Origin of the sequence: Spirillospora sp. NPDC046719, from assembly GCF_040645715.1 — a bacterium.
Classification (GTDB): Bacteria; Actinomycetota; Actinomycetes; order Streptosporangiales; family Streptosporangiaceae; genus Spirillospora.
This window is the reverse complement of the sequence record NZ_JBEYYT010000298.1, coordinates 7,193-11,850: the sequence shown is the minus strand read 5'-3', so window position 1 is coordinate 11,850 and position 4,658 is coordinate 7,193. Positions and strand designations below refer to the sequence as shown.

5 protein-coding genes are annotated in these 4,658 nt (G+C 73.7%); 1 reads left to right on the top strand and 4 read right to left on the bottom strand.

Translation table 11 applies throughout. The annotated features are described in order from the left end of the window. A partial coding sequence (locus tag ABZ914_RS35615; protein WP_500198647.1) for a substrate-binding and VWA domain-containing protein occupies window positions 1–1,636 on the top strand: 1,636 nt, incomplete at its 5' end. A gap of 119 nt (window positions 1,637–1,755) precedes the next feature. On the opposite strand, the gene ABZ914_RS35610 is transcribed toward ABZ914_RS35615, so the two are convergent. The 4 genes from ABZ914_RS35610 to ABZ914_RS35595 form a co-directional block, all read right to left on the bottom strand. Beyond that, window positions 1,756–2,130 (bottom strand): RNA polymerase-binding protein RbpA, encoded by a 375-nt coding sequence (locus ABZ914_RS35610; protein WP_190856304.1) that lies wholly within the window; start codon window positions 2,128–2,130, stop codon window positions 1,756–1,758. A gap of 83 nt (window positions 2,131–2,213) precedes the next feature. Then, window positions 2,214–2,456, bottom strand: a complete 243-nt coding sequence (gene secG, locus ABZ914_RS35605) for a preprotein translocase subunit SecG (protein ID WP_173093730.1) — start codon at window positions 2,454–2,456, stop codon at window positions 2,214–2,216. A gap of 161 nt (window positions 2,457–2,617) precedes the next feature. Next, window positions 2,618–3,412 carry a triose-phosphate isomerase gene (gene tpiA, locus ABZ914_RS35600; RefSeq protein WP_500198645.1) on the bottom strand — a complete coding sequence of 265 codons (795 nt, stop codon included), beginning with the start codon at window positions 3,410–3,412 and terminating at the stop codon, window positions 2,618–2,620. Window positions 3,413–3,415: 3 nt separating this feature from the next. Beyond that, complete coding sequence (locus tag ABZ914_RS35595) at window positions 3,416–4,603, bottom strand: phosphoglycerate kinase (protein ID WP_500198648.1); 1,188 nt, start codon at window positions 4,601–4,603, stop codon at window positions 3,416–3,418. Between the last annotated feature and the right edge of the window lie 55 nt (window positions 4,604–4,658).

Genomic DNA, 4,658 nt, shown 5'->3' with positions numbered 1-4,658 from the left:
GCGGACCCGGCGCGCGCGCCGGGTCGTGGGGGTCGTGTGCAAGGCGAACGCGGCGGTGCTCGGCACGTCGGTCTACGCGCTGTCGGCGATCACGTCGTGCTCGGGCGGTGTGACGACGGTCGACGCGGCCGTCGCGCCCGAGCTGGCACCGGCGGTCTCGGCGGTCGCCGGCGCCTTCAACGGCGCGGACCACCGGGTGCGCGGGAAGTGCGTCCGGGTCACCGTGCGGGCGGCGGGCCCGGCGGGCGTGACGGCGCTGCTGTCCGGGCAGATCCCCGCCGGCGCGGGCGTGCGCCGCCCGGACGTGTGGGTGCCCGACTCCTCGCTGTGGTTGCGGATGCTCGCCCGGCCGCCGCGCACGGTGGGAGGCCCCCTGGCGCGCTCGCCGCTGGTCGCCGCCGTGCCGCGCTCGCAGGCCGCCGGGACGCCCGGCACCTGGAAGGCCCTCCTGGACGCGGCCGAGCCCGACGAGCGGCGCTCGCTGGCCGTCCGGCTCACCCTGGCCGACCCGTCCCGCACCGGGGCCGGGATCGCGTCGCTGCTGATCGCGCGGGAGCGCGAGGGCGACGCGTCGTTCGCGGCGTTCGCGCGGTCGGTGCGGGAGAGCACCGCACCGGACGTGGCCCGCGAGTTCGGCGCGCTGTCCGGGGCCGCCGCGCGTCCGGCGGCCGTCCTGGCCGTCCCCGAGCAGGCGGTGTGGGAGCACAACCGGAAGGACCCGGCGGCCGCCGTCCAGGCCGTCTACCCGCAGGACGGAACCCTGTGGCTGGACTATCCGTTCACGGTCGTCGACGACCGGCCCGGCGCGCGGCTGTTCGAGCGCGCGCTGCGCGGCGGGGAGGCCCTCGACCGCTTGCAGGCGGCGGGCTTCCGCGATCCCGCCGGGCGCGCGCCGGACGCGTTCGGCCGGACGGCCGGCCTCGCCGCCTCACCGCCCGCCGCCCTCGCCGAACCCGACCCCGCCCTGGTCCGGCGGACGGCCCAGGAATGGGCCCGGCTGACGCTCGGCTCCCGGATGCTCTCGGTGATCGACGTCTCGGGGTCGATGGCGCTGCCGGTGCCCGGGTCCCGGCTGACGCGGCTGCAGGCGATCGCGCAGGCCTCCCAGGAAGGGCTCGCCCTGCAGCCCGACGACACCGAACTCGGCCAGTGGATCTTCTCCACCCGGCTGGACGGCGACCGCGACTGGCGGCAGACCGTCCCCATGGGCCCGCTCGGCGGGCGGATCGGGTCGGTCACGCGGCGGCAGCGCATCCTCAGCGCGCTGGCCACCCTGCGCCCGAAGCCGGACGGCGCGACCGGCCTGTACGACACGGTCCTCGACGCCGTCCGGTACATGCGCCGCACCTACCGGCCGGAGATGGTCAACACGGTGCTGGTGTTCACCGACGGACGCGACGAGGACCCCGGCGGGCCCACCCTGGACCGCACCGTCGCCGCGCTGCGCGCCGGGCGCGACGAGACCCGCCCGGTGCAGATCATCGTCATCGGCTTCGGCCCGGACGTCGACACCGCCGAGCTGCGGCGGCTCGCCGACGCCACCGGCGGCAGCGTCTACACCGCCCGCGCCCCGCAGGACATCCTGCGGATCTTCGGCGAGGCCACCGCGCGCCGGCTCTGCGCCCCCTCCTGCTGAGAGCGCCCCGTCCCGCTGGGGGCCGCCCCCGTCCCGTCCGGGCCGCCCGCGTGGAAAGACCCTGGCCCGGCCCCCTCGACGGGGACCGGGCCAGGGCTCGGTGCGATGCGGGCGGAGGGTCAGCTCCGGCCGGCGGCCTCCAGGGCCCTCTTCACCGCGGCGCGCTTCTCGCGCAGCTTGGCGAGCGCCTCCTCGAGGATGGCCTCGCCGTCCTCGTCGCTGCGCCGCTCCTTCACGTACGCCAGATGCGTCTTGTAGGGCTCGGTCTTCGGCGGCGCCGGCGGGTTCTCCGCGTCCTGCCCGGCCGGGAACCCGCAGCGCGGGCAGTCCCACGTCTCCGGGACCGCGACGTCGGTCGCGAAGCTGGGGCGGGTCTCGTGCCGGTTGGCGCAGTAGAAGGTCACCCAGACGCGGGGGGCGGCGTCGCCGCGCTCCGCCTCTCCCATTGGACCGGCCCCGACGCGGCTGCCCCGAATCGCGTTGCCACTACCCACGGACTACTCCTCGCTTTGTGTGCCGCCGCCGCCAGGGGACCTCCGAGGACGGCGCGGCGCTCGAACGTGTTGGACGGGGCGGCTCAGCCGACGCCCTTGTGCTTGAACAGCAGCCCGAGCACGATGATCGAGGCGAACCAGACCACCCCGACGCCGATCGTCAGCCGGTCCAGGTTGCGCTCCACCACCGACGAGCCGCCGAGCGACGACGAGATGCCGCCGCCGAACATGTCGGACAGTCCCCCGCCCTTGCCCTTGTGCATCAGGACGAGGACCACCATCAGCAGGCTCGTGACGATGAGCACGATGGACGTTGCGATGATCACAGTTCTTCAGCGCCTTCTCTGGCCGGCCCCGCGGTGCGGGGCCTCGTCTGTAGGGACGGAGGATCGAGCCGGGCGGTTTACCCGTCAGCTACGAAGGGTACGACGAACTACCGGCTGGTTCGGCAAGAACCCCCATGTCACGCGGAATTGATCAGTTTTGATCAGGCCGGGAGATCCCGGTACCGGCAGATCTTGACGAACTCGCCCGGGTCGAGGCTGGCACCACCGACCAACGCGCCGTCCACGTCGGCCTGCGCCATCAGCCTGGCGATGTTGTCGCCCTTCACCGAGCCGCCGTACAGGATACGCACCTGGTCGGCCACCCCGCCGTCGTACAGCTCGGCGAGCCGGGTACGGATCGCCGCGCAGACCTCCTGCGCGTCCTGCGGGGTGGCGACCTCGCCGGTGCCGATCGCCCAGACCGGCTCGTAGGCGATCACCGTGCCCCGCACCTGCTCGGCGGGGATCTTCTCCAGCGCCCCGTCCAGCTGCGCGAGGACGTGCGCGACGTGCCCGCCGGACTTGCGCACCTCCAGGCCCTCGCCCACGCAGACGATCGGGGTCATCTCCGCGCCGAGGACCGCCTTGGCCTTGGCGTTGACGAGCGCGTCGTCCTCCGCGTGGTACTCGCGCCGCTCGGAGTGCCCCACGATCACGTAGGAGCAGCCCAGCTTCGCCAGCATCGACGCGGCGATCTCGCCGGTGTAGGCACCCGACGCGTGCTGCGAGACGTCCTGGGCGCCGTACTGGATCGCGTAGTTGTCCGCCGCGATCACCGTCTGGACCGTGCGCAGGTCGGTGAACGGCGGGCACACGACGACGTCGACGGCCTCGAAGTCGGGCTCCTTCAGCGCGAACGCCATCTTCTGGACGAGCAGCAGCGCGTCCAGGTGGTTCTTGTTCATCTTCCAGTTGCCCGCCATCAGGGGCTTGCGGGAAGGGGTCGCGGCGGCCATCGGTCAGTCCTCCAGAGCCTGCAGGCCCGGCAGCGTCTTGCCCTCGAGGTATTCGAGGCTCGCGCCGCCACCGGTCGAGATGTGCGAGAAGGCGGCCTCGTCGAAGCCGAGCTGCCGGACGGCCGCGGCGGAGTCGCCGCCGCCGACCACGGTGAACGCGCCCGAGTCGATCAGGCCCTGCGCGACGGCGCGGGTGCCGTGCGAGTAGGGCTCCATCTCGAACACGCCCATCGGGCCGTTCCAGAACACCGTCTTCGCGCCGGCGAGGCGCGCGGCGAACAGCTTGCCGGACTCGGGGCCGATGTCCAGGCCGAGCCGGTCGGCGGGGATCGCGTCGGCGGCGACCACGTCGTGGTCGGCGTCCGCGGCGAACGCGGTCGCGGCGACGACGTCCACCGGCAGCACGAACTCCACGCCGGTCTCCTCGGCGCGCCGCAGGTACTCGCGGACCGTGTCGAGCTGGTCCTCCTCGAGGAGGCTCTTGCCGACCTCGTGGCCCTGCGCCTTGAGGAAGGTGAAGACCATGCCGCCGCCGATCAGGATGCGGTCGGCCTTGCCGAGCAGGTTGTCGATCACGCCGAGCTTGTCGGAGACCTTGGAGCCGCCGAGCACCACCGCGTAGGGCCGCTCGACCCGCTCGGTGAGCTTCTCCAGCACCGAGACCTCGGTGGCGATCAGGTCGCCGGCGGCGTGCGGGAGCCGCTTCGGCACGTCGTAGACGCTCGCGTGCTTGCGGTGCACGGCGCCGAACCCGTCGCCGACGTAGACGTCGGCGAGGGCGGCCAGCTTGTCGGCGAACGCGCCGCGCTCGGCGTCGTCCTTGCTGGTCTCGCCCGGTTCGAAGCGCAGGTTCTCCAGCAGGGCCACGTCGCCGTCGCCGAGCCCGCCGACCGCGGCGTGCGCGGACGCGCCGACCACGTCGTCGGCGAACACCACGCGGATGCCGAGCAGCTCGCCGAGCCGGCCCGCGACGGGCGCGAGCGAGAACTCGGGCTTGACCTCGCCCTTCGGGCGGCCGAGATGGGCGCAGACGATGACCTTGGCGCCCTTGGCCAGCAGCGTCTCGATCGTGGGCAGGCTCGCCCGGATCCGCCCGTCGTCGGTGATCCTGCCGTCCTGCAGCGGGACGTTCAGGTCCGCGCGGACCAGCACCTTCCGGCCGGCGACGTCCAGATCGTCAATGGTGCGCATCGGGATGCGGTGTCCTTCCGGATACGGCCCCGCCGTGGCCGCGCGCACGGCGCGG

Bases quoted from the DNA above. Each gene is read 5' to 3' on its own strand.
- ABZ914_RS35595 (WP_500198648.1), bottom strand. From the start codon at position 4,603: ATGCGCACCATTGACGATCTGGACGTCGCCGGCCGGAAGGTGCTGGTC.
- tpiA (WP_500198645.1), bottom strand. From the start codon at position 3,412: ATGGCCGCCGCGACCCCTTCCCGCAAGCCCCTGATGGCGGGCAACTGG.